This is a genomic window from Nocardioides psychrotolerans (genome assembly GCF_943371775.1).
Lineage (GTDB): Bacteria > Actinomycetota > Actinomycetes > Propionibacteriales > Nocardioidaceae > Nocardioides > Nocardioides psychrotolerans_A.
Window position 1 is genome coordinate 1 of record NZ_CALRWD010000031.1, and the last position, 24809, is coordinate 24809.

At 67.2% G+C, this 24809-nt stretch carries 16 protein-coding genes, 2 pseudogenes and 1 riboswitch; of the genes and pseudogenes, 4 read left to right on the plus strand and 14 right to left on the minus strand.

Features of this window, described 5'->3' with window-relative positions:
- The first annotated feature begins 586 nt into the window (after nt 1-586).
- The 3 genes and pseudogenes from AAG827_RS10715 (at nt 587) to AAG827_RS10725 (ending at nt 3407) form a co-directional block, all read left to right on the plus strand.
- Nucleotides 587-919: a hypothetical protein gene (locus tag AAG827_RS10715; RefSeq protein ID WP_341925947.1), complete on the plus strand. Its 333-nt coding sequence runs from the start codon at nt 587-589 to the stop codon at nt 917-919.
- Nucleotides 920-1121: 202 nt separating this feature from the next.
- Entirely contained in the window at nt 1122-1736 is a 615-nt protein-coding gene (locus AAG827_RS10720) for an HNH endonuclease signature motif containing protein (protein ID WP_341925948.1), read from the plus strand.
- A gap of 519 nt (nt 1737-2255) precedes the next feature.
- Nucleotides 2256-3407 (plus strand): annotated as a pseudogene (locus tag AAG827_RS10725) (IS3 family transposase).
- A gap of 83 nt (nt 3408-3490) precedes the next feature.
- Here the strand turns inward: AAG827_RS10725 and AAG827_RS10730 are convergent.
- The 3 genes from AAG827_RS10730 to AAG827_RS10740 all read right to left on the minus strand — a co-directional run bounded on the left by AAG827_RS10730 (nt 3491) and on the right by AAG827_RS10740 (nt 13355).
- The gene (locus AAG827_RS10730) at nt 3491-4108 is read right to left on the minus strand and encodes a hypothetical protein (protein WP_341925949.1); all 618 of its coding nucleotides are present in this window, start codon (nt 4106-4108) and stop codon (nt 3491-3493) included.
- Nucleotides 4105-12174, minus strand: coding sequence for an RHS repeat-associated core domain-containing protein (locus AAG827_RS10735; RefSeq protein WP_341925950.1), 8070 nt, complete (start codon nt 12172-12174; stop codon nt 4105-4107). Before AAG827_RS10735 ends, AAG827_RS10730 begins: the two co-directional genes overlap by 4 nt.
- A 716-nt stretch (nt 12175-12890) precedes the next feature.
- Nucleotides 12891-13355 carry a hypothetical protein gene (locus AAG827_RS10740; protein ID WP_341925951.1) on the minus strand — a complete coding sequence of 155 codons (465 nt, stop codon included), beginning with the start codon at nt 13353-13355 and terminating at the stop codon, nt 12891-12893.
- A 469-nt stretch (nt 13356-13824) separates the two neighbouring features.
- Here AAG827_RS10740 and AAG827_RS10745 point away from each other — a divergent pair, with 469 nt between their 5' ends.
- Nucleotides 13825-15402: an exonuclease domain-containing protein gene (locus AAG827_RS10745; RefSeq protein ID WP_341925952.1), complete on the plus strand. Its 1578-nt coding sequence runs from the start codon at nt 13825-13827 to the stop codon at nt 15400-15402.
- Between the two features lie 187 nt (nt 15403-15589).
- On the opposite strand, the gene AAG827_RS10750 is transcribed toward AAG827_RS10745, so the two are convergent.
- From AAG827_RS10750 to AAG827_RS10800, 11 genes and pseudogenes are all read right to left on the minus strand, one after another.
- A complete protein-coding gene (locus tag AAG827_RS10750) occupies nt 15590-17209 on the minus strand; it encodes a wax ester/triacylglycerol synthase family O-acyltransferase (RefSeq protein ID WP_341925979.1) in 1620 nt (539 codons plus the stop codon).
- Nucleotides 17204-17692, minus strand: a pseudogene (locus tag AAG827_RS10755) (aldehyde dehydrogenase family protein); the annotation flags it as partial. The gene AAG827_RS10750 and the pseudogene AAG827_RS10755, both read right to left, overlap by 6 nt.
- 274 nt (nt 17693-17966) lie before the next feature.
- Nucleotides 17967-18218: a nitroreductase family protein gene (locus tag AAG827_RS10760; RefSeq protein WP_341925953.1), complete on the minus strand. Its 252-nt coding sequence runs from the start codon at nt 18216-18218 to the stop codon at nt 17967-17969.
- 264 nt (nt 18219-18482) lie between these two features.
- Nucleotides 18483-20174: a phosphomethylpyrimidine synthase ThiC gene (gene thiC / locus AAG827_RS10765; protein WP_341925954.1), complete on the minus strand. Its 1692-nt coding sequence runs from the start codon at nt 20172-20174 to the stop codon at nt 18483-18485.
- Nucleotides 20174-20971: a bifunctional hydroxymethylpyrimidine kinase/phosphomethylpyrimidine kinase gene (gene thiD, locus AAG827_RS10770; RefSeq protein WP_341925956.1), complete on the minus strand. Its 798-nt coding sequence runs from the start codon at nt 20969-20971 to the stop codon at nt 20174-20176. Before thiD ends, thiC begins: the two co-directional genes overlap by 1 nt.
- Nucleotides 20968-21552: a thiamine phosphate synthase gene (locus AAG827_RS10775; RefSeq protein WP_341925957.1), complete on the minus strand. Its 585-nt coding sequence runs from the start codon at nt 21550-21552 to the stop codon at nt 20968-20970. Before AAG827_RS10775 ends, thiD begins: the two co-directional genes overlap by 4 nt.
- Nucleotides 21549-22313, minus strand: coding sequence for a thiazole synthase (locus AAG827_RS10780; RefSeq protein ID WP_341925958.1), 765 nt, complete (start codon nt 22311-22313; stop codon nt 21549-21551). The genes AAG827_RS10775 and AAG827_RS10780 overlap by 4 nt, the downstream gene beginning before the upstream one ends.
- Nucleotides 22310-22510: a sulfur carrier protein ThiS gene (thiS, locus tag AAG827_RS10785; RefSeq protein ID WP_341925959.1), complete on the minus strand. Its 201-nt coding sequence runs from the start codon at nt 22508-22510 to the stop codon at nt 22310-22312. The genes AAG827_RS10780 and thiS overlap by 4 nt, the downstream gene beginning before the upstream one ends.
- On the minus strand, nt 22501-23628 hold the full coding sequence (gene thiO / locus AAG827_RS10790; RefSeq protein ID WP_341925960.1) for a glycine oxidase ThiO: 1128 nt from the start codon (nt 23626-23628) through the stop codon (nt 22501-22503). Before thiO ends, thiS begins: the two co-directional genes overlap by 10 nt.
- Nucleotides 23625-24254, minus strand: a complete 630-nt coding sequence (gene thiE / locus AAG827_RS10795; protein ID WP_341925961.1) for a thiamine phosphate synthase — start codon at nt 24252-24254, stop codon at nt 23625-23627. Before thiE ends, thiO begins: the two co-directional genes overlap by 4 nt.
- Nucleotides 24249-24359: riboswitch (TPP riboswitch) on the minus strand. (Overlaps the previous gene by 6 nt.)
- Nucleotides 24360-24636: 277 nt before the next feature.
- Nucleotides 24637-24801, minus strand: coding sequence for a hypothetical protein (locus tag AAG827_RS10800; protein WP_341925962.1), 165 nt, complete (start codon nt 24799-24801; stop codon nt 24637-24639).
- Nucleotides 24802-24809 lie beyond the last annotated feature (8 nt).

Consider the following 24809-nt stretch of genomic DNA (forward strand, 5'->3'; position numbering starts at 1 on the left):
GATCGGGCTCGTCCCGCCCGCTGAGTTCGAGGCCAACCACTGGACCCATCAGCAACCCAGAGTCGGACCCCAGCACTACCCTCAGACACCGGTCCCGATCGGGGCTGGTTCCAAGTAACCGAGCCTCCACGAAACCCGGGGCGATTCACAGGTCGTCGCCGATCACCGCTGTGTACCTCTCTCGTGCTGCTGGGTCAGTGCCGCCAGCGCGGCTGACCGAGAACCACAGGCGGTGGAGACATCAGCCGCCCCAAGCGTCGGCTCGACATCGAGTGACGTCCGCAAGAGGCAGCAATAGACGCTTACGCTATCGCTGCCACCCACCGGTCGCGATCGAGTTCCGGGCAGCGTCACGTGGCCTTACCCCGCCACGGTGTTGAGAAGGAGCTCGCGGAGAACAACGGCCTGTCGCAGCGCGCGTTCCCCGAGCTCGCCGAAATCCCTCCGCGCAGCCAAGACGGCCGATCGGCCATGGTCGGCCCCTACGGGCCGGGCCACTCCGACGGCGTCCTCAGCGGCGTCCGCGAACTCGGGTTCCGAACGCGCGGAAGGAAGCAGCTCGTCCCGAGCTGTGCGCGCGAAAGTCATGCTCGTCGGCGAGCTCTGGTGGCACGACGAGCATCTTTCCGGCTACACCGCCGACGTGATGGGGGTCCGGCCACACAAGCTCTGCGTCGGATCCGCGAACTTCACAACCAGCTCTAGGTCCAGCCTCGAGATGGGCATGTGGACCAACGACCCCGAACTCCTGACTATCGCCCGCGACTGGCTTCTCGGCCTGGTCGAGATGTCAGAGCCGCTCGGCTCCGGCCTCGACCACCTCGAGCCCGAGTTGCTCCCCGTCGAGTACGACGACGAGGCCATCCGCGAGTACATGGCCGAGACCGGGTGGGGCGCGTACCTCGACGAGGACGAGTAGCACCGGCACCCTGTCGGTCGGACGAGGAAGAATCGACGCGTGATCAGCTCCCCAGACTCCCAAGCGCGGGACGAGCTCGCAGAAGAGCTCAACCGCATCGTCGACGACGTCGACCTACTACGCCCTCACCCTGACCGCCTCCCCCGACGGCCGACTCCAACGAACCACCCAGACCCAGTTCGTCGAGCTCGGCACCAAGCCCATGTGGGAGATGCGAACGGCCAGCCCCGTCAACGCCGAGAACATGCGTTACCTCTGGAAGGAGACCGGCCAACCATCCGTCGTCGTGAACTCCGAGCGAACCCTGACGTTCTTCATGCGCGCCGGGGGAAACGCCGTCATCGCCGAACCCGTCTTCCGCCAGTGGTTCGGCAACCTCCTCGAACCAGTCGAATGCGTACCCAGCCGCGTCGGCGAAGGTATCCGCGCGGTGTCATCCGCCACCCCCGCCGAACTCCAGCACGCCCCGTCACGCAACATCCGCATGGAGGTCCTCAAGCGCGACCAGTTTCGGTGCAAAGCCTGCGGCCAGCGCCCCGCCGAGGACCCGAACATCGTGCTCCACGTCCACCACGTACGCCCTTGGGGCCAAGGAGGACTCACCGGGATGCACAACCTCCTGACTCTGTGCCACACCTGCCACACCGGCCTCGACCCACACTTCGAGTGGCAGCTTCTTACGATGGTCCCCGACGGCGTCGTCGCAACCATGCCGGAGCTGGAAGACAACCTGAAGGCCTTCGCCGAAGGCGTCCGCCGGTATCGCGAAATCGTGGCCGCCCAGCTCAAGACTCTCGAAGCCGAGACCCCCGCCTGACCCGCATGCGTCCCGGGTGAGCCGACACGGTTCGAGGTTGCGGAGGACGGGTCCGCTGCGCGGATCGGTGACAGCTGGCGAAGGCCGATAACGGCGCCACGTCGCCCAACAGGGGCAATGTGCTCTTCCACGCTCAAATCCTGCGGGTAGAACTCGCCCGCCAAAGTTGGAAAGGGAGCGTGCAACCACCGCGCCGTGCGATGGGGGTAAGGGCCTCCGACTATTTGGTTTCGCAACTCCCCCGCCGTTGGTCGCAACGCCACCAGCACGCCCGTCGGAGTAGCCCTTTGCGCCCACTTTGACGCAACCGGGATTTCACCGGATCGTGGCGACACGGACGCCACACGAGACCCTCGGCTATCTCGACGAAGACGCAACAAGGGGCAGCGAGGCTCGACCGTGACACCATGGCCTGATGGAACGGGACTGCTGAGGGTTTGGTTGTCACGGTGACGTGCCTTATGTGTTGGTTCCCCGATTGGCTGATGAATCGAGGGCCTTCTTGGAAGGCTGCGCATCGTGCCTCGTCCCTACCCACCGGAGTTCCGTCAGCGAGCCGTAGCGCTCGTTCGTGCCGGCAAGCAGATCAACCAGGTCGCCTACGAGCTCGACATCAGCGCCGGGTGCCCGCACACCTGGGTCCGCCAGGACCGCATCGACCGCGGTGAACTCACCGGGGTCACCACCACCGAGTCCGCTGAGCTCCGGGCGGCGCGCAAGCGAATCCGTGAGCTCGAGACCGAGCTGGCCATCATCCGCCAAGCCTCGAAGTCCCTGGCGGAGGAGAAGCCGCACCCAAAAGGGTTCACCCGGTGATCGACCGCCTCGTCGACGCCGGCATCCCGGTCAAAAAGTGCTGCCGGGTGCTGGGTGTCTCCAGTCCCGGCTACTACCGCTACAAGAACCGACCCACCTCGGCACCCAGCTGCGCCGTGAATGGCTGACCGGCCTGATCCGCGAGATCCACGTCGCCTCCCGCGGCACCTACGGCTACCGCCGCATCCACGCCGAGCTCACGATGGCGATGAACGTCCAGGTCAGCTCTCGGCTGATCTCGGTCCTGATGACCCAGGCCGGGATCTACGGCCTACCAGGCCCCGCGCGCATCAAGCGGTTGCGTGGTGTCGTCACCAGCGAGGACCTGATCAGCCGCAAGTTCCACCGCTTGGTCCCGAACGAGTTGTGGGTCACCGACATCACCGAACACCCGACCCGCGAGGGCAAGGTCTTCTGCGCCGCCGTCCTCGACGCCTATAGCCGCCGGATCGTCGGCTGGTCGATCGACACCCGCCACGACAGCTCCCTAGTCATCAACGCCCTCGACATGGCCATCCGCAACCGCCGACCAGCACCCGCCGAGATAGTGCACGCCGACCACGGAGTCCAGTTCACCTCCTGGGCCTTCGGCGTCAAGATCCGCTCCGCAGGCCTCATGCCGTCCTTCGGCAGCGTCGGCGACGGTTTCGACAACGCGATGATGGAGAGCTTCTGGTCCTCGATGCAGATCGAACTGCTCAACCGCAAGAAGTGGAAGACCAGAGTCGAGCTGGCCAACGCGATCTTCGAGTACATCGAGATCTTCTACACCGCCAACGACGCCACTCCAGCATCGGGTACCGCACACCGATCGGGTACGAACTACGCTCCGAAACCACCACCGTCACCGCCTGAGATTCCAGACGTCAACGGGTAACCAGGCCGTGGGGCACGTCAGAGTGACAACCAGACCTTCAGCAGTCCCAGCCTCCCAACCATCAGCCGACTTCCTGGACCTTAAAGTCCTTTGGGCTGCTCGAGACCAAGAAGTCGGCGACGTCACGACGCCACAAAATCTGACGGAACGACTGCTTGCCTGCGCCAAACCACTCGGGACTCGCCACCACCCCGGGCTGCGCCGCGACGATCGACTCAGGGGGCCCGGGAAGCACGTCCATTCCGACCGGCATCCAGCGAGTCACCCCGCAGTCCGCGCATGTCTCAGAGGCATCCCCATGAATCGGCGCAATTAGCCGATTGAGGTCCGCCGAGTCGAACCATGAAGCGACCGATGACTCGATGACCACCTGGCTCGCCCCGATCGCAGGCTCACTGACGGACGCGACCGGCCGCAGGCCGATCCCGAAGCGCTCACTTACGACATCCGCGATTGACTGCGCAAGGCAGTAAACGTCGAACTGCCAGTTAGGCACCCAAGCACCCTCGATCTTCAACCCCTTGCGCTGGAGGATGATCGAGCCCGTCTGTGGATGTTTGGGCACGCCGCAGGACTGGCACCAGCCGTCCTCGCCGTACATCGGCGTCAGGCCCCATGTATCTTCGGGCCATGGCCATCCCCTATTCCTGCGGAGAATGATCTCGACATAATTGTTCATCCGAGCCTCAGTGCTTGAAGAAATTCTGGATAGTCGCGGTAGATGTTCCTTGCAGCGTTGTTGACCATGCTTGGAGTGACGTTCCTGCTTCCGTATGGGATCGCTTGCCTCCACGCGTTGGTGAAAACCTGATGCTCGACACGCGTGACCACGATCGCTGACATGTCGGCGGTGTTCTGCCCCATAACGGCGGCGAACCGCTTCTCGACGAGATGGTGCGCCTGAATGGCGCCGCCCTGACCGGCTGTGATCAAGCGTTGCGTGCTGTAGGGCGCGATGCCGGATGAGGCATGCGTCAGTTTCCCGAACTTGCTCGCGGCGTTTGCGGCTGCGGTTGCCGCGACAGCGGACTGCTCCGCCCTTCGAGCCACTACAAGTGCTCTGCCGAAGTTGAAAGCGCCGCCCCCCGCCAAGCTTGTGACCACAAGTTCCTGCATTAATGGGTTGCTAATCCATTTGCACCAAATGTAATCAGAACACGTGCTTTCCGGCTTACTGAGTTGGAGATGTATAAATCCCTCGCGAAAGTTGTTCAACTTATCGAGGCTATTGGCGTAGCCAGTGTCAATTTGAATGAGATCTTGCGCGATCTCCGGAGCGACGGTTTCATACAGGGTGTGATATTCGGCCGTTATGTCGCTCGACGTGACGCCCGAACTTGCATCCGGTGGCGTATAGGGGAAGGGCTGATCTGGCACGTCAATCGGATTCAAATCTGAGTCTGCTGGCTTAAGCCCTGACGGGTCGCTCTGAGCAATCGGATTGTTCCGAGCGTATGAGTAGGGATTAAGTGACAGGGGGTCCCGAGGAGCGAGCAGGGGATCTGGTGTGGTGAGGATGCTTAGTCTGCCCGTGTAGTTGCGGTGGTCGAGTCGCACGTCGCCGTTGGGGTCGACGGGCTTGTTGAGGTAGCCCCGTTCGCCGACGGGCGTAGTAGCGCTGGTGGGGTCACCGAATGGCAGGTAGGTGGGTCGGGTGTTGACTCCATTGGTGCTGCGGGTATAGCGGGTGGTGTCTTGGGCGTCGGCGAGGAGCCATGTCCAAGTTGGGCTTCCGCCCGACGGGGTGCTCTCTTGGATGGCGAGGGGGGTGCCGTCGGTCGATGCGTAGTTTCGTCGGGCAGTGGTGAATGGGGTGGTGCTGCCTGTGACTGTGACTTCGGTTGCCCCGAGGTAGTAGACGGTGGCGGGGTTACCGCAGTTCTGGCTTCGTCGGGCTGTGCGGAGGCCGTCGCCGTCGTAGGCGTAGGTGAGCTCGGCGTTCTGTGTGCTGGTTTGGCAGGGGTATGTGGTGGTGCGCAGGGTGCCTACGGGGTTGTATGTCTGCGTCGTGGTGGCGGTTCCTGCGGAGCCGGGGAACGTGGTCCGGCTGATGATTCTGCCTGCGTGGTCGTAAGTGAGGGTGGACGGCTCCGGGAGGTCGGGGTCGAGATTGGTGTCAGTGAGGCCGGTTCCGGTGATGGTGCTGGTGGCGTGGGGAGAGGTGGTGTTTGCGTAGTTGTAGGTGAGTTTCTGTCCGGTGGCCTCTTGGGCTTTGGACGTGACGGCGGTGAGGCGGTCGTCTTGGTAGGTGTAGGCGAGGTTCTGGTCTCCGCCTGTGATGGTGTCGGCGTCGGTTCCAGTGCCGCAGTTGGTGCTGTCGTTGGCGCCGGTTTTGGCGGTGCTGAGTCGGTTGAGTGGGTCGTAGGTGTAGCACCAGGCCGCTGACTGTGCGCCGCTGGTGGCGGCGATCTTGGTGGGGTTGCCGACGAGGTCGTAGGTGTATTCGAGGGCGCCGAAGTTGCTACCTTGCATGCGGGCGAGGCGGCCGGTGGCTTCTTCCCACTTGTAGGTGCGGTGGAGGCGTCCGGTGGCGCCGGTGACGTTGAGTTCGTTCGCGGGCGCGGATTGGAGGCCGCGGGGGCGGCCGTTCTTGTAGTAGGTGGCGTCGGCGAGGTAATAGGTGGGTTGCCCGGTGCCGGAGGTCGCGGTGATCGCGTCGAGCGCGGCGTTGTTGGTGTAGCTGTTGGTGACGGTGGTGGCGGGGAGCCCGCCCACGGCGCTATACGTGGTCGTGGCAGGTAGGTCGTCTGTGTAGGTGTAGCTCTCGGTGACGCTGGGACCGCCGGTGACGCTACTGGTGCGGCCCCGGGGGTTGCCGTTCTTGTCGTAGCCGTTGATCTTGGTGGTGAAGTCGCCGAGGTCCGTGTAGCTGGTGGTGGAGACGAGACGGCCTTTGAGGTTCTCGGTGCTCCCGGTGGTGGCGGTGTCGTAGGTCCAGTCGGCGAGCTTGGTTCGGGTGCTGCCGGCGCCGTCGGAGATTTGGGTTTGGCGTCCGCGGTCGTCGTAGTCGGTGCGGATCGTGACGAGCATTGGTGCCCCGGTGGTGGGACCGCTAGGGCTGGTCACGGTGGTGTAGTTGTCGGTGCCGGGCTGGTCGTTGCGATAGGCGTAGGTGGTGGTGCCGGTGTCGGGGTCTTCGGCGCTGGTGCGTCGTCCGGCGAGGTCGTAGGTGTAGCGCCAGGTTCGGTCGGTGCCTGCGATGTTGCTTCTGATCGTCGCGAGCTGTCCGGCTGCCGTGTACGTGTAGCTGGCTGCGTGGGCGACGGATCCGGCGGTGTTGTCGTCGTATTGCTCGACGCTGGTGGGTCGGTCCCAGAAGTCGAGGGTCGTGACGGTGCGCCCGCCTCGGGCGGGTCGTTGGATGACCGTGTTGCCTTGGAAGTCGGTGCTTGTCTCGCTGTGGACGTTGCCCCGGTTCATGGTCGCAACGCGGGTCGCCCGTCCGAGTGCGTCGTAGTCAGTGACCGTGTACGAGGGGTTCGCGGCGGGGTTGGCGTTGAGGAGCTGGCTGCCGGGAGCGTTCTGGTTGTAAGCGAGCGGGACCTGGAGGGTGGGTAGTCCTCGCTCGTCGTAGCCGGTTGCGGACACGAGTCGACCGCCCTCCGGGCCGGCTGTCTGGGTCTCGATGGTGCGTCCCCAACCGTCGAGGTAGGCGTAGGAGGTGTCCCACTTAGTCCCTCGACGAGTGCTGGTGGTGACCTTCGAGGGCTGGGAGGTGTTGATGTCGTAGGCGTAGGTGACCGAGGCGTAGTTGCTGCCCTGGCGCTCGGGGGTACGGACCTTCGTCAGTCGACCGAGACCGTCGTACTCCATCGTGGTGGACGCGTTGTTCTCGTCGACCTGCTCGATGGGTTGCCCCCGTCGGGGGTCGAGCCGAAGGACCGTGGTCGGCCGTGTCCCGTTCGGGGCGGCGGCGGGTCCTGTGGTGGTGACGCTGCGAAGACGGTCGTTGACGCCGAGCCCTCCGGCGTTGACGTTGTAGGCGATATCGGTTGCCTTGGCGCGAGCGTCGATGCTTTGGGTGAGACGGCCGTACTCGTCGTAGGTGGACTGGGTCGTGATCGTCTCGTCACTCGGGTCCGGGCCGGCTTCGGTGACGACACGGGTCACGTTGCCGCGGCTGATTCCGTCGGTCAAGTTGGCCGGGTTGGTGCCGAAGTTGTCGTAGTAGTTGGTGGACTCTGACACCACGGTGGAGCAGGTGCTGTCGCTCTTGAGGGTGGATGCGTGGGGGGCACGGATCCAGGTGGCGTCGTTGATGGCCCAGGCGGTGATCCGGCAGACGGGTCCGCCCTGGGGGTAAGGGGATCCAGTCTCCTTGGCTTCGAGGAGGGTCCCGGCGCGGAGGCTTCGCCCTGCGGTTCCGCTTCCAGCGGATCCGTCGTGGAACGTGCGCTTGATGATGCGCGTTCTCGTGGCGCCAGCGCCTTCTCCGTGCGAATACGTGCGGGTCACGTTCTCCAGGACCTGGTGCGCGTAGTTGCCGTCGGGGTCCGCAGCGGTGCGCAGAGACTGGTATCCGTGGTAAGTCCGGTTGAGCCAACCGCCGTTGCCACGTAGGGACACCTCCTCGACGACGCGCCCGGCGAGCCTGTTGAGGTCCTCGATGCCGTCGGGATGCTCGACGCTCTTCACGACGACCTGTGCGAAGTCACCTTGGGGTGAGGTTCGGCTTCGGCTCATCCCGCGGTACCGAGTAATGCGCTTGATTCCGACGGAACCGGCCTGGAGCTCGTTCATCTCGTAGTTACGAGTCTTGATGAGTGTCGTGGCGTAGCCGCGCCAGTCGTTCCACCCACGCTTCTTGACCGGGATGTTCTGAGAGGCGTCGAATCGCCACGCCGGGGCGCCCTGGTACTCATAGTCGATGCGTTGCGCAGATCCCAGGCTGCGCATGGGGACCAGAGACGCCGGCAGCCCGAGGGTGTCGTCCCCGATGGTCAGGGACTTCACGAGGTACTTGTGGAACCAGACCCACTTGGGAGTCGCGTTGGGTGGTGCGTACTGCTGGGCAAAGCATTCGCGGTCGGTCTGATGGGGCGCCCGAGCGTCCACGGTCGTCGCGTCGCATGCGCGCCCGTCGGCGTGGCCGTAGGCCACCTGCACTCGTCCGCCTGTCTCGTTGCGAATCTGGTGGACGCGGAACTTACGGAAGGCCCGCGCACCGGCTGGGACCGACACACGGTTACGCAGCGCGACACCGTCGAACCGCACGGGAGGCACCGAGACACCGCCACCGCTGCGACTGATCTGGTTAAGCCACAGGTCGGGTTCGTCCTTGCCAGAGAGCCCATCGGGGTCAGGCATCGTGTACGTCAGGTCATAACGCGCTACCTGCAACGTCGCACCCTCAGACACCACACTGGTCTCGATGCTGTCGTAGCGGTACGTGGTGAAGAAGCTCGGCGAGACAGTGGGGCACTTCCCGCTCGCAGTGCAGATGAGATCTCCAGGGACATCAGGCCACAGCTTCGGCCGCTCCCGCGGACCGTTGGCAACGGTGTCGTTCTGAGCAGAGTCCTTCGTGTCGCAGTCCCCTGCGGCGCTGCGCAACAGGTCGGTACATCTCAATGCGGAGTTGATCTGGACGCGGACTCGCGCCGGAGCTCCAGCGTTGTTACCGCGCGGGAACGCATAAGAGATCGACGCGACACGGCCCGCCCGGTCGTAGGCGACCCGGTCGTTACCCCACCTCTTGTAGTGGTTCTGCTCAACCTCGTAGGTGTACGTCACCACGTTGCCGTTAGGGCTAACGACCTCCTCGAGGTTCCAGCGCCACGCCTGCTGGCACGAAGCATTCGCCGGGGTCGCGTTGAAGCAGGGCTCGCCGGCGTTGTTGCCGAACACGGGTACGGTCCACACCGAGTTCGCGCTCCAACCGAAGCGGTACTTGGTACCGTCGGGGCTGGCGATCTCGATCGCCTCGTTGTTGTTGTCGTCGTTGACCGGTCCGTTGGTGGCGCCGAGTTCGTCTGTGCCGTCTTCGGCGTTGAAGTAGACGACACGCCATCCGGGGTCATCAGCGAGGCGCCATTTCCTGGACGCGGTGTCGCGGACCAGGCGTGAGGTGCGCCCCGCGACCGAGACGGTGAGCTCGTTGACCAGGCGCCCGTTGAGGGTCTTCCAGCACTGGTCCCCCTTCGTACGATGTCCGTCCTTCGCGCACGAGGCGTAGCTGCGGGAAACATACCCGGGCTCCATGGTCCATCCGAGACCGGCTGCTGATGCCTGTCCGCTCTCGGCACGGCTCATGCCGTCCACGTTCGCGGACGAATAGGTCATCGCCAGCTCCGGTGCCTCATCGGCCATGCCGGCAGGAAGGTCGATCGGGTAGGACCAGGTGAACTCGCCCGAACCCTCGCCGACTTGCCATGTGCCCGAAGGGTTGACTGCGGTCGCGGTCAGCGAGTCCGCGTATCCGCCCGCAGACGCGGTGACGCTGTAGACCAGGCCTTTGCAGTGAGCGGCGTTAGACGTGATTCCCCAGCCCGCCTCCGGACCCGGGGAGTCAGCCGTGGGGTCGGTGGCCGACTGCTCAGGCGACGTGCCGCCGTCGCTTTCGACGTCCTCGACACCGTCGTTGTTGTCATCGAGATCTTCATCGACCGCACTGTCCGGCGGGAGAGTCGAGTCCGAAGGCGGCGCCGGAATCTCACCTTCCTCGGTCAGCCCGTCTGTCGCGGACTCCTCCGCCTCCCCCAAAGGGGCCGGCGTGGTGTCATTGGCCGTCCACATGCTCTCGGCGTTCTCAGACATGTCGGGGAAGCACGACGTCACCTGCCCCGGAACTCCGGTCGTGCCGACAGCGTCGACGGGCCCAGCCGAGAACGCGAGCGTTTGCGAGGTCGGGTTGTTCACGGTGGGAAGCACGACGCCCTCGCTGCAAGCCGCGTCATTCGGAGTGACCGCGTAGCACTCGGGAAAGGCGGTCACCATGAGCCGCTCAGACCAGCCGCCACCGAATGCGGAACTCATCGACCCGTACGCAATGCGGGCAGCAATGCCGGTTGAGGTCGCGGTCTCAGTCTGAGCATCAGCCGAGGCCCTCGTTTGACCAGATGACAACTCGGCCTGTCCGAAAGTCAGTAGGAACTCGCTGGGAACCGAGTCGACGTCAGGCACTACCGGGGTCCACGTAGCACCTACGGACGCCCCCGCCTTGACGGCCTGATCGGCAGACGGACTCTCCACCATCGATCCCGATGCGGTGCTCGTAGAGGCACGCTGACGAATCTGAACAGGGCTAGTACCGACGTCCGTCCACGTCGCGTTGATGCGAGCCGTGCCTGTCTTAGCGACCACGGGCACTGTGCCATCGGGCAGGTCCAGAATCTGCTCCGCGGGGTCTACCGTCTCCACGACTGCCGGAGTCCCCACCGGGTCGGCAGCCGGCCAGTCATCGACCTCGCCGTCGTCAACGTCGGCGGCATACCAACCCTGAACATCGACGATGATGTGCACCGGCGCACCGCTGCGGTTGCGCACCTTGATCGTCCCTGCCGCGCTGAGAGCCACGATCGCGGTGTTCGACACCACCGCGCTGGCAGCGAAGTTCAGAACCGATGACACAGGCTCCGGGTCGTCAGACCGCCAGGCCGTCAAGTACCCGCCGGAAGCACCCGGCACCACCGCAACGGTCGTCGTGACCGCCGACGCGCCCGTCGCCGGCACTCCGCCGACACCAGCGATCGGAATCTCCAAAGTCGCGCCCGCCGCGATGGGAGCGGCGGGACCGGGCTGAGCCGGCGGGACAGCCGGTGTCGAAACACGGGTATCGACGATCCGTCCACCCAAGTTGGCCGTGTAGCCGCCGCCCTCACCTGATCGGTTCGCAGCCGTGAAGTACCCCGTCACGTCAGCGATCAAGTGCGCGTTCGTCCCCACCAACTTCACCTTGAAGCTACCGGCGTCGTCGCCGCTCTGAGCCAGCGGAACCACCCCACTGACCGAGTCTGCAGCCACATTCGGGAAGTTGAAGCCGCCCGTCGGCACTGCCGCATCCGTCGGAAACGGCGTGATGTACCCGGCAGCGGTCTGACCCGTAATCGTGAAGTTCACGGCCAGAGCTGAAGCATCGGCCGGGACCTCATAAAGACTCCCGGTGGCAACCGTGGGAGAGGCCCCGTTCTGGATCATTCCGGAAGGCAGGCCAGTGCCATCGCGAGTGTCGACCAGCCGCGTCGGGGTGATCGGCACGTAACCACCACCGGCTGTTGCCCCCGACGTGTAATAACCCTGCACGTTGACGACCAGGTGCGTGCCCGCCGACGGACGAACCGAAATCATCCCGCCGGTCCCCAACGGCACGATCCCCGAGTTGGATTCGGTGCCGCCAGCCGTGTAGTTCAAGAACGAGATCGTCGTCGGCGCGACACCCTTGGGCGTCGCGTACAGGACACCGCCCGCCGAGGGCAGGGCCACCGTGAACGTGAGGGCAACAGCTTTCACTCCCGTAGTCGGGATCCCGGCCACCCCACCGATACTGATGTCACGCCACTGCCCACCCGTCAACGGCGGCGGCGTCACGGTGCTACCCGCGGCCTTCTGGCGAGAGTCGAAGACCTGGGCCTGCAGCGGCACAAACAGGCCGCCGTCGCCAACAGGCGCCGCAGCCGCAGGGGCCACTGTGACCGCACCAGCGGGCACCACCGGCAGGGCTGGAAGAGTCCCGACCCACAACGCAACGGCCAGGCATGAGACGAGGAGGTAATTCACCCGGGAGAACAGCACCGGCGGATCATGCATCCCCGCAGGCAACGTGCCAAATCGTTACCGTTCCGGCCCTGAAGCAGTAACGGTGCAACACACGACTCGCGCCAGTCGCTCGCTCGCCTCACCACTCCCATCGGGTCCACTGCCCCCCCCCTGAACACGATCGGTCCGCTTTCGGTCCAGGATCGAAGGACTCGCTCGCCGCAGCGATCTCGAGGCACGACCTCAGGCGCGGGAACTCACCCCGGCATCTGCACGCGCCCATTGCTGCCGCTCCCACTCACAGATCTGGACGCGGACCGCATCGTCCGCGCGGCCAGGGGCAAAACTCAGGAAGCGTGTCTTTCGGACTTCTGAGCCAGGCCACTCCCCCACTCTCGTGGCGGTGGACGGATGCCCTTCCTAGAGCGGCCGACCGCAGCCATCGCAGGCGGGGTTCTGCTGTGCGGATCGGCGCTTTGACCCAACGGCACGGGAAGCTCCAACAGCGGCACAGTGCATGTTCACGCTCAAATCGCGAGGGGTAGCGTCGCCCGCCACAATCTCAAAAGGAATGTGCACATTACGGTCCGGGTCGAGACGCCACCGACCGACTTGCCGCACCAGGTCAGCCCAAGGTCGGATCACGCTGTCACCGGTTCGTGCAGCAGTCCCTTGCGGTGCTCCGCAATCTAGGGTGGGTCTTTCCGCCTCGAATGGCTGCCGCAGGGGCCGGGCGCACCGTTCTAGATGCGTCGTCACCCGACGCGCTACGCCGGCTCGGGTGAGGAGCCAACCTGCTTTGTCGGCAACTTCTTGAGCGCTCGCCCGATCTGAATCCTCTCGATCCCTGCCTCGACCCCGATGCCGACGCCCCCCCCGATGATGCCGAGCGTGACGAGAGCCCAAGGAGCATCGAGATCAAGCGTCACCGAAACCCAGCCAAGCGACAGTGCGGTCAAGACGACGGCTGCGCGAGACAGCCAAGCGACGGGGCGCTTAGCTTCGGCGGCTCGACGAGCGCTGTAGGCCTGGACGCTGTTACGCGCGTGCGCTTTGACTTGATCGATCATCGGGTCGTCTGGCCCAAAGAGAGCCGACGCCTTCTCATGCAATTGAAGGTCCTCTAGCGCTGCCGTTCGAGCGCGTCGAAGCCGCGTCCCCCGATTCAAGAGAAATGCCGCGATGGCGCCGATGACGGGCACCACAAACGGCACCCACATTGAGTTCTGCACAGCGGGCGACCATACATGCCATCACCGACGCGGCATCGAGAAGCGTCAAGACTCGTTGATACCGACCGCAGACCCATTGTCTTGGCAAACCGCCCTAGGCCATTCGCCGACGAGACTGCGTTCACACCGACGGGCCGACATCAGGGCAAGTCAACGGATAGCAGCCGAGTCGCACGCCCAACGCACCCGCGTCTTAGCGCCGCGTGAGGGCGGCTACGCCTGAGACCCGCTGCTGGTCACCCTCTTGTTGGCGATTTCGGCCCGCCAGGAGGATCACGGTGACACCCTGCGAAGGTCACGCCGCTATCGTCCGGGGGTCCCCGTCATGGCTTGGTTCGATCGCTTCCGCCGCTCAGCCCGAGTTCCGCGCCCTACGGGCGCGACCGAGCCGAGACCGACAACTCTGGCACCGGCCTCACAGACCGCGCCCTCGTCAGTTCCGCGTCCTGGTTCCCACCCACGATTCGTCGTGCTCGACGTCGAGACCACCGGCCTGTCGGCCACCACCCATCGCGTGCTCGAGATCGCGCTGGTCACGACCGACCCATCGGGACGCGTGCTTGACGAATGGACCACCAGGCTGAACCCCCAGGGCCCGGTCGGCGCCACCCACATCCACGGCATCACCGACGCCGACGTCCGTCACGCCCCCCTGTTTCCCGACGTCCTCGATGAGCTCAACCAACGGCTCACCGGCGCCGCCCTCGTCGCGCACAACGCCCGCTTCGACCTCGCCTTCCTACGCGCCGAGTACGCCCGCGCACAGTGGCGCCTGCCCTACCTCCCAGCGCTCTGCACCCTCGACGCCTCATCCCACCACCTGCCGAACCTCCCACGCCGCCGCCTAACCGACTGCTGCCACGCAATCGGCCACCCACTCGTTCACGCCCACTCCGCTCTCGGCGACGCCCGAGGCACCGCGGCCCTCCTCGCGCACTACCTCCACCCCCACCACGGCGTCCCAGCGCAACCCGAACACCTACGGATGCCGCACGATGCGCTAGCCATCACCTGGCCCTCAGGTCCAGAAGCGGCACCCGTGCCCGTCGCCACCGGCGCCAGATCCGCGAGCCTCACACGGCGACGCGATCTGACGGACCGAGCGCGGCGCAACGTCGAAGCGCTGAACCTCACCACCGTGCGCCCGACCCAGCCCCTGGTGCAGCTGGTCGAACGATTCGCCCTCGCTGACGCCATCGACGAGGGCGCGCCGACCGGCGCGCTCGCCTACCTGGAGAAGCTCGCCGAGGTCCTCGAGGACGGAGTCCTCACTCCCGACGAGGCCGCTGACCTCGACGAGGTCGCATCAATGCACGACCTCGACCAGTCCTCGATCACCCTCACCCACTGCGCCTTCGTCCTCGCACTCGTCCACGCCGCACTCGCAGACGGCAAGGTCACTCGCGCAGAGACCGACGAAGTCCGCGTCGTCGCCGCATTACTCGACGTCGACCCCACCGTCGTCCGCACCCTGGTCACAGAGGCCGAGACCACACGACAGACCCGCCTGTCCGCCAACCTCGGACCACTGCCGGACGACTGGGCACACGGCGAACCACTCCGCGTCGGCGACCGCGTCGTCTTTACCGGATGCGAGGGCGCCGGCCGCGACGAGCTCGAGCAACGGTCAACCGAGCTCGGTGTGCGAGTCATCGGAACCGTGTCCTCTAAGACCGCGATGCTCGTCACCGACGGCACGATGCTCGGAGGGAAGTACCAGAAGGCCACCAGCCTCGGGATCCGGACCATCGGCCCTACCACCTACCGCGTCCTGCTGCAGCATCTGCAGCCCGCGGCAACCCCACCTCGCGAGGAGACCCGTCGAACGCAGCTCGGAGTCTTAGCGCCCAAAATCGCAGCCCTTCCCACCGACCCCCCGACCGCACCGGTCAAGGTCGCTACCCCAGCGCCTTCCGACAACCTCAACGCCGCGGTACCCCCGGCCGCGGTACGCGCCTGGGGACGCGACAACGGCTGGGAGGTCGGACAGCGGGGTCGGCTACCCGCTGGTCTGCTCGAGGCCTACGACGCAGCGCGACAGGACTAGGTCAGCGGCGGCTTTCCATTCATCAACTCTGCCGCGTTGAGGGTGCTGCGCTTGCCGTGATCTGCCGCAACCCCCGCGCGCGAGGCGGTTGCGTCTTACCGCCGCGTGTGGACGCCGTATGACTCGCGTCGACACGTCGCCATGTCCGTCAGCCTGCGAGCGACATCACTCGGTCTGTCTCACAGGGTCAGTCGGTCGCGCTCTTCTGGGCCGGGGCCTTCTTCGCGGTGCGCTTCTCTCCCGGCTTGGCCAGCGCTGCGCGGGTCACGGCCGACGGGCCCGCTCCGGGCTGCTCCCGCTTGTCCGGCGCTTCTGAAGGCCTGGTGTCCCCGGCATCGGGCGGGAGTCCGAGGCCACGCTCGAGCGCGATCAGCGCCTCACCTGTGTAGACGGCCAGCCGCTGTAGATGCGGCACCGCTTCCCGGTCACCGATGAAGCCGAAGTTCATCGTGTCGGCGTAGGTCTCCAGGGTGATGTTCAGCGCCATCCCGTGCGCCGGGATGGACACGGGGTAGACCGCCTCCAGGCGCGAGCCGCGCAGGTACAGCGTCTTCTTCGGCCCGGGCACGTTCGAGAGCACCAGGTTGAAGGTGGTCGGCAGCGGGTTCTTGACCCCGGCGATCGCGGCCAACGTCTGCGCGAGGCTGGGCGCCAGCAGGTAACCGGAGTAGGCCAGTGCGGGCACCTGGCCCAGCCCAGCCATCTGTTTCTTCGCCTGGCTGGTCGAGTCGATCACCGCCTCCAACCGCCCCACCGGGTCCTCCACGTCGGTGCCCATCGAGGCCATCAGCACAGCGACCTTGTTGCCGCCGCCCTCGTCCCCCTCCTCGCGGATGTTCACCGGAACGAAGGCCACCAGAGGCTTCTCCGGCAACTCGCCAAGCTCCTCGAGATAGGCGCGAAGCCCGCCGCCGCAGACCGCCATCACCACGTCGTTCAGGGTGCCGCCCGAGGCCTTGGCGATGGCCTTGAACCGGGAGGTGTCAAACTGTTGGGTGGCGAACCGGCGGGTGCGGCTGGTGCGCTGATTGAGGATCGAGTCGGGCGCGCTCCACCCGCCCTTCAGGTTCTTGTGCTCCTCTCCGCGGCTGAGCTCGAGCTTGGCGACGGCCTTGGCCACACCGGCCGCGGACCCGACCGCGCCGAACGCGCCCTTGGCCACCCCGGAGGCGGTGCCGCTCACAGCGCTGACCAGCGACGCCGACTGCTTCGGCGGCTTCGAGCGCTTCGGCGGGTCGAGGCTGAAGAAGAACTTCCCCTTGCTCTCCGGGTCCTCCGAGAGCGAGCGACCAAGCATCTTCACCGCGGTGAAGCCGTCCACCAGCGCGTGGTGCACCTTGGTGTAAAGAGCGAATCGACCACCCTCGAGACCCTCGATGACATGCAGCTCCCACGGCGGGCGGGTGAAGTCGAGCTGATGGCTGTGAAGCCGCGAGACCAGGATGCCCAGCTCGCGCTCGTCGCCCGGGCTGGCCAGCGCGGAACGCCGCACGTGGTAGTCGAAATCGAAGTTCTCGTCCTCGACCCACGCCTGAAGCGGATGGCGCAGCAGGAACGGGTGAGTCAGCTTCATGTTCCACGGCGACAAGACGGGCTCCTCGCGCGCCTCGTCCAGGACGTCGCGCAGGTACGTCGGTCCGGCATTGGCCGGCGGCGTAAACGGCATCAACGACGCCACATGCATCATCGTCTCCGGCGTCTCGGTCCACAGGAACATCGCGTCCTGCGGCGGAACCCTGCGCTTCTTGCTCATGGGCCGATCCTGCCGCACCCGCGATGGTGCGTCATTCCCCCGCGACTGCATCATCTTATGGTTCTCGCGGCCGATGCCGGAAGCCTTGTAGCCACCGAAGGCCGCATGCGCGGGATAGGCGTGGTAGCAGTTCGTCCACACGCGTCCCGCCTGGATCCCGCGGCCCATGCGGAAGGAAGTTCCTGCGTTGCGCGACCACACACCGGCGCCGAGGCCGCGCCCGCGCTCGATCAGGTTCGAGACCTGATCGGCAGACAGGGCGTCGGAGGTGACGAGATCTCCGGTCGACATACCGGCGTCGACCACCTTGAAGGCGAGGCCGGCGGCTGCTGCGGCGACTGCGCCGGCGGACGCACCGACCTTGCTGGCTGCAAGTACGTCCTCGGTGACGGACTCGTGGTGGGCGGAGACGTCGTAGCTGGTTACTGGGTGCCGGCCCGCGACCAGTAGCAGCTGTCCGGTCGGTGCGGTCTGGCGGCGACTTCCCTGCATCGCGGCCTCGATCCGGTCGACGTAGCGGTCCAGCACCCTGAGGGGCCCGGCGGGGTGAGCAGAGGGTCAGCCTCATCTCGAGCGCGCACCACGGCGGCGCTGGCGGGCGCCAGCAGACGGGACGGCGGCACCGGGGTGGCCTCGCTCCAACGCTCGGCGAAAATCGCGTCGTCGACCGGCTGGCGCCGCGACCACCCCGCTCGTTCGAGACCCGAGGCCGGGGGACGTTCGCCCGGCCAGCCCAGACAGAGCCACCCGAGCGTCGCCACTCCTTTGGGCACGCCGACGAGAGTCTCAAGCTCCATCTGCTCGAACAGGGTCACCCATCCCACGCCGAGCCCTCGGCCCGCGCGGAAAGCCAAAGGTTCTGAATGGCACAGGCACACGACCACATGTCGGCATCGGGAAACGTCGCCCGGCCGAGCACTCCCGCAGCCGCCGTACGCCGGTCACCGGCGACGACCACCCCGATTGGCGCCATGCGGATCCCCTCGAGCTGCAGGTCCAGCAACCGACGTGCCGCGTCCAGTTCCATCTGGCGTGCCTGCCGCAGGCGCTGCTCGTCGGCCATCCGGGCGGCCCGTCCTTGGTGGCGGGGTCGAAGACCACGATGAAGCGCCACGGCTGGCTGTGCCCCCCCGACGGCGCCGAGTGGGCACCCGCCGCACGAGTTCGGGGTCGACCGGGTCGGGGCGGTAGCGACGTACGTCGCGCCGGGCACCGAGGACTTCGTAGAAAGCCTTCCGAGCGGCCGCGGGGAAGGCCCATCCCCCGACGTTGGAGGCACGTTGGCGCGCCGAGGTTGAGTCGCCGACAAGAGGCAGCCGGTTCCACGTCATGGGGCGCGAGTGGGGGTGGGCTCCTCCAGATAGATCGAGGAACCCAACTCCACGAACTGCGTGGACTTCTCGGCCATACCGGAGGCGACGTAGTCCCGGACGTCTTGGCTGATCCGCATCGAGCAGAACTTGGGGCCGCACATCGAGCAGAAGTGGGCGGTCTTGCTGGCTTCAGCTGGCAGCGTCTCGTCGTGGAAGGACTCTGCGGTGTGTGGGTCGAGGGAGAGCGCGAACTGGTCGTGCCAGCGGAATTCGAAGCGCGCCTTCGACAGCGCGTCGTCCCAGTCGCGGGCACCGGGGTGGCCCTTCGCGATGTCCGCAGCGTGGGCGGAGAGTTTGTAGGTGATCACGCCGGTCTTGACGTCGTCGCGGTTCGGCAGCCCAAGGTGTTCTTTGGGGGTGACGTAGCAGAGCATCGCTGTGCCGTGCATCGCGATGGCGGCTGCCCCGATGGCCGAGGTGATGTGGTCGTAGCCCGGTGCGATGTCGGTGGCGAGCGGGCCGAGGGTGTAGAACGGCGCGCCGTGGCACCAGTCCTGTTGGAGTACGACGTTCTCCTCGACGAGGTTCAGTGGCACGTGGCCAGGCCCCTCGACCATTACCTGCACGTCGTGATCCCAGGCCCGTGCGGTGAGCTCGGCCAGGGTGCGCAGCTCGGAGAACTGGGCCTCGTCGTTGGCGTCCGCGGTGCAGCCGGGGCGCAGTCCGTCTCCGAGTGAGAACGAGACGTCGTAGCGGGCGAATATTTCGCAGAGCTCGTCGAAGTGGGTGTAGAGGAAGTTTTCCTCGTGGTGGGCCAGGCACCATCCGGCCATGATCGCGCCGCCGCGCGAGACGATTCCGGTGATGCGCTGGGCGGTGAGTGGGACGTAGCGCAGCAGCACGCCGGCGTGCACGGTCATATAGTCGACGCCTTGCTCGCACTGCTCGATGACGGTGTCGCGGTAGATCTCCCAGGTCATCTTCGAGGCGTCTCCGTCGACCTTCTCCAGTGCCTGGTAGATCGGGACGGTGCCGATCGGGACCGGCGAGTTCCGCACGATCCACTCGCGGGTGGTGTGGATGTCGTCACCGGTGGAAAGGTCCATGACGGTGTCGGCGCCCCACGTCACCGCCCAGGTCATCTTGTCGACCTCCTCAGCGATCGAGCTGGTCACCGCAGAGTTGCCGATGTTGGCGTTGACCTTCACCAGGAACCTCTTGCCGATGATCATCGGCTCGGCCTCGGGGTGGTTGACGTTGGCCGGGATGATGGCGCGGCCGGCGGCGACCTCGGAGCGGACCACCTCGACGTCCATACCCTCGCGGATGGCGACGTACTCCATCTCAGCAGTGACGACGCCCTGACGGGCGTAGTGCATCTGGGTGACGGTGCGACCGGGCTTCGCGCGCCTCAGCCGGGCGCGTTGTCCACGCCACTGCTCACGAGCCTGGCCCCGGCGCACCGCCGCCTTGCCGTTGTCGAGCAGCTGGGCCACGCGGCCGTCGTACTCCTCGGTGTCGCCGCGCTCCTCGACCCACGCGGTGCGCAGGGCGGGCAGACCGACCTCGGGGTCGCTGCCGGGTCCGGCGGTGGCGTAACGGTCGAAGGTGTCGCCGTTGGTCAGCGCCACACGGGTGAACGGCACGGCGACGTCGTCGCGTGAGCCGGTGCGGTGGACAGTGCTGTGCGAGGGATGAATGTGCATCAGTTCTCCTTGTGGAAATGGGTGATCACGTGGGCGACCGGGCCTCGGCCGTGGCCGAGCTGCCAGGTCGCGGAGGTAGCGAGCGCGTGGGCCACGAAAACCTGCGCTTGCCGGGCCGCGGTCTCGAGGTCGAGGCCGCGGGCGAGGTGGACGGCGAGGGCGGCGCTGTAGGTGCAGCCCGTGCCGTGGTCGTTGGCCGTCACGACGGCCCGGTGCTCGAGCACCGTCGTAACCCCGTCTCGTACGACGACGTCGCGGCACGTGCCGGCGCGTGGGTCCCCACCGGTGAGCACGACGGCCGGTCCAAGCGCGTGCAGCGCGAGCGCGAGCTGCTCGGGCTGGGTCTCACGCGGCAGGCCGGTGAGCGCCAGGGCCTCGTAGCGGTTCGGGGTGACGACGTCGGCGCGCGGCAACAAGACGTCGCGGTACGCCGCTACGAGGGCATCGTCACCGAGCACCGCGCCGCTCGTGGAGACCAGGACCGGGTCGATCACGAGCGGCACCACACCGGCGAGCAGCTCAGCGACGACGTGGGCGACCGGGGCCGAGCCGAGCATCCCTGCCTTGGCGGCCGCCACCGGCAGGTCGCCGAGAACGGCCTCGATCTGGGCGCGCACATCATCGGCGCCGAGCAAGATGGTGCGGTGGACTCCGGTGGTGTCCTGGGCCGTCACGGCCGTGACCGCACAGGCTCCGTGCGCGCCCAGCGCCGCGAAGGTGGCGAAGTCGGCGGCGAGCCCCGCGGCGCCACCAGAGTCGGTGCCGGCCACGGTGAGGACGACGGGCGGGGTCGTCATCGGCCCTCCAGCTCGGCCAGCAGCCCGACCACCACGGCAGCGGGGTCGGCGGCCCGCATGACGATGCCCATGACCGCGACGCCATGGGCACCCGCCGCCCGCAGGCCAGCCACCGTGGCCAACTCGACGCCACCGAGTGCGAAGACCGGTGTGCCACCTGCGGCGGCGACCGCGCGGCGTACGCCGTCGGTGCCGAGGGGCGGGCCGTAGCCCGGCTTGGACGGGCTCGGCGCCACAGGCGACACGGTCACCCAGGACGCACCCTCGCCCACGGCCCGGGCGACGTCGTCCGCGCCGTGGCAGGACCTGCCGTGGAGAAGACCCCGGGCATCGCTGATCGGCTGGTGGGAGGCGAGCTGGACACCGGCTGCGCACGCGAGTGCCGTGCGCGCCGAGACGACCTGCACGCATACCGCGAGGACCTCCGCGAGCTCCGCGCGCTCGCCCTCGCACAGGTCGAGCTCACGCAGCACGACGGTCGTCGCGCCGGCCTCCGTACATCGGGTGATGGTGTCGACGAGCCCCCGACCATCGGGCAGCTGCCGGCGGTCGGTGAGCAGGAGCAGACGGGGCGTCGTCACCGACCCACCCGCCCGCGCATCGGGCTGGAGGCGCGTGCGCTCTCCCGGCGTGGGATTCGTCCGGCCCCGCGGGCGAGCCCACCGGCCTCGACCGCGAGCCGCATGGCCCGGGCCATGACGACGGGATCCTCGGCCCGGGTGACTGCGGTCGCCACGAGCACGGCGTCGCAGCCCAGCTCCATCGCCTGGGCCGCCTCGCTGGGTGTGCCGATCCCGGCGTCCAGCACCACCGGGACGTCGACCGCCGCCCGTACCGTCTCGATGGTGTGGGGATCCGCGATCCCGCGCCCCGAGCCGATCGGCGAGCCCAGCGGCATCACCGCGGCGCAGCCGACGTCGACCAGCCGGCGGGCCACCACAGGGTCACCGGTCGTGTAGGGCAACACCGTGAAGCCCCGCCCGACCAGGGTCTCGGCGGCCTCGAGGAGCTCGACGACATCGGGCAGCAGGCTGTGCTCGTCGCCGATCACCTCGAGCTTGACCCAGTCGGTGCCGAGAGCCTCCCGGGCCAGCTCGGCAGTCAGCACCGCCTCCCGCGCCCCCAGGCAGCCGGCGGTGTTGGGCAGCACCCGGACGCCGAGCGCGCTCAAGGTGGCCAGCAGGCTGCCGTCCCCCGTGTCCGAAACCCGCCGCAGGGACACCGTCACCAGACCCGGAGCGCCTGCAGCGACCACCCGTCGTACGGTCTCGAGGCTGGTCAGCCCCCCGGTGCCGAGCCACAGCGGGGCCAGCTCCTCACCGGCGATCTGCACGCTCCTCACCCACCCTGGTGGGCGGTGACGACCTCGACCCGGTCGCCCTCGTACAGCGCGGTGGCAGGCCAATCGGCGGCATGTACGACGCTGCCGTTGACAGCGACGGCGATCCCGCGGGGGTCGGCCGCCAGCGCGGCGACCAGCCCGTTCAGCACGGCGCCCTCGGGCAGCTCATGCGGTCGTCCGTTCACGCTCAGGTGCATGGGTCCTCGTTCCTCTCGAAGCGGTGAGTCTCGAAGCGGTCAGGGGTGAAGGGCCGGGCTGCGTCCGGCACGTCGAGGCCGTCGACGTGGGCGCGCAGCGTTGCCGCGGTCACCGGGGCAAGCAGCACGCCGCCACGGTGGTGGCCGCCGGCCAGCAGAACTCGCGCGGAACCGGGGCTCGCGACCGGACCTAGCAGGGGGCCGTTGTCGGGGCTGCCGGGCCGGTCCCGGGCGACCACCTCCAGGAGCTCGGCGCGGTCGAGCCCGGGCACCAATGCCCGGGCGGCCTCCAACAGCCGGGCGACACCGCCCACCGTCGGCAACGGCGTGCCCTGGCCGGCCGAGTGCTCCTCCTCGGTGGCCCCGATCACCAGCTCCCCGTCGGCCCTCGGCACGACGTACACCCGCTCGCCATGGACCCGCGCCCGCAGCACCCGCGACGGGGCGTCGTGCGAGCGGACCCGCACCACCTCGCCCCGCACCGGCCGCACGTGTGGCATCCCGACGGCGCCGGTGGCCAGCACGACAACGTCGGCGGTGATCCGGCTGCCGTCGTCGAGGACGACCCCGTCCGGCGTCGCTGTGGCGCGGGCTCGGACGACGCGCTCCCCCAGAACGATCAGCAGAGCGTCAGCAACGCGGCGCGGATTGACGTGGCGGTCGTCCGGCAGCAGCGCACCGCCCGCGACCCGCCCCGACAGCGTGGGCTCGTGGGCGCGCAGCGCCTGACGGTCGAGTTCCTCAGCGCGCACGCCGCTCGCCTCCAGCAGCACACAGGCCCGGCGGACCTCCGCGAGGTCGTCCCGGTCGGCGGCCACCAGCAAGGTCCCGGCCGCACGCAGGTCGACCCGGCGCCCCGAGCGCTCCTCGAGCACGGCGGCGTACGCCGGCCAGCGCTCGAGCGAGTCCACGCCCAGGCACAACAGCGCCTCCTCGCCGAACCACGCCTCGCCTCCCGGAGCCAGCATCCCGGCGGCGGCGTACGTCGCCCCTGAGGCGGGCGCCGGATCGAACAGGCGCACGTCGTGTCCGGCCCGGACCAGCTCGTCCGCGCAGGCCAGGCCAACAATGCCTCCCCCGATGACGACCACCCGAAGCCCGGGCGTCGTGGTGCTCACGCCGCGTGCACGAGCTCAGCAATCTCCCGGGCAGCACGAGGTGGGTCGGGGTCCTCCCAAACGGCCGAAACGACGGCGACGCCGTGCGCACCGGCCACCATCACGTCACGCACCCGATCGGCCGTAATCCCGCCGATCGCAATCGCCGGGATCTCGCGGGCCGTCGCCGCGAGCACGTCAAGGCCGAGCGGGTCCGGCAGCCCCCGCTTGGTCGTAGTTGCGTGGACTGGGCCCACTCCGGCGTAGTCGGCACCGTCTACTCGAGCCCGTGCCGCGTGCACCGGGCTGCGGCACGTCGCGCCGATCAAGAAACTCATTGGCACGAGCGCCCGGGCGTCCGCAACTGACAGGTCATCGCGGCCAAGGTGGACGCCGTCGGCACCAGCGGCCAGCGCGAGATCGAGACGGTCGTTGACGATCACCCGTGTCCCCATCGGTCGCGACAGGGCGACCAATTCCCGGGTCCAGGCGACAACCTCACGGCTGCTGGCCTGCTTTGCCCGGACCTGTACGGCATCCACGGCGTTGGCGCCGCTCCTGCAACTCGCGAGGACGGCGAGCACGCACGCCAGCGCGGCCTCGTCGAGGCTCGAAAAATCAGTGATCAGGTGGAACCGTGGCAGCACGTCAATCTCACTTCCTTCGCCGGCATTATCCGGAGCAGGTTCGACGGTCGGGGGCAGCTTCAGCCCCATCTCAGCCCGATGCGACGGGCTCCCGTGTGGATACCTGCGACCGTAGCACCGCAACGACGGATTGCGCGCTGCGGTTGTCACCAGGCCGTGTGAACCGGCCGCGGGTTCCTGGTCCCTCCGTCGCTTGGGAACACGAGTGCCTTCGTGCCGACGGAAGTCACGCCGAGAGGGCCGACCTGGCGCACATAGATCCCTGAGCAGAACTCCGTTGCGGTGCGGATGGCGAATCGAACCTCCGACTCTCCGCGAGTCGTGTGCCACGAATGTGCGTCCTTCCACCGCCTGTGACTGTGAAGATCAGCCTCAAGGTCGCTCATGGCTGGACTCGCCACAGTTGCTCGAGGTCGGGGTCATTGATGACGTCGAGGCGCTCCTCGGCGACGTAGGCCGCCGGCCTGGGCACCATCAGGCGGCGCAACTGACGCTCGGTGGGACTAGGCGGAGCCTCCTCGATCAGGTCGGTGTCGTCGTAGGTCATCGCGGTCT